The sequence below is a fragment of the Chitinophaga sp. Cy-1792 genome, assembly GCF_011752935.1.
GTDB lineage: Bacteria > Bacteroidota > Bacteroidia > Chitinophagales > Chitinophagaceae > Chitinophaga.
Genome location: NZ_VWWO01000026.1, coordinates 1 through 481, shown reverse-complemented (window position 1 = coordinate 481; position 481 = coordinate 1). Strand labels below are relative to the sequence as shown.

At 42.4% G+C, this 481-nt stretch carries 2 tRNA genes and 1 rRNA gene; all 3 read right to left on the bottom strand.

From position 1 onward, the window contains the following. Positions 1-149: 149 nt before the first annotated feature. Positions 150-223: transfer RNA gene (locus F3J22_RS30315), tRNA-Ala, on the bottom strand. A gap of 13 nt (positions 224-236) precedes the next feature. Beyond that, a tRNA-Ile gene (locus F3J22_RS30310) sits at positions 237-311 on the bottom strand. Between the two features lie 101 nt (positions 312-412). Continuing rightward, positions 413-481 (bottom strand): 16S ribosomal RNA (locus tag F3J22_RS30305); the annotation flags it as partial.

The window sequence follows — 481 nt, the reverse complement described above, 5'->3', positions numbered from 1 at the left end:
TACCACGTCCTTCATCGCCTCTTAGATCCTAGGCATCCACCATGCGCCCTTATTCGCTTTAAATATTTTTGTATTAAGTATTACTACTTAGTACACAACTTGTATTCTCCAATATGTCAAAGAACTTAGATTAATTGCTTAATCGTGAGTGGAGGATAACGGATTCGAACCGTTGACCCCCTGCGTGCAAGGCAGGTGCTCTAGCCAGCTGAGCTAATCCCCCAACAATTAATTAGTAGACCCGAGCAGATTTGAACTGCTGACCCCTACATTATCAGTGTAGTGCTCTAACCAGGCTGAGCTACGGATCTGTCTAAGGGTATCAATCTGTTACCAGATTGATGATCTTTATAAAAAGAACTACTTATTGAAAGAAGAAGGAAACAACAGCTCATAGGTTAATGAGCTCTAAAAAGGAGGTATTCCAGCCGCACCTTCCGATACGGCTACCTTGTTACGACTTAGCCCCAATTACCGATTT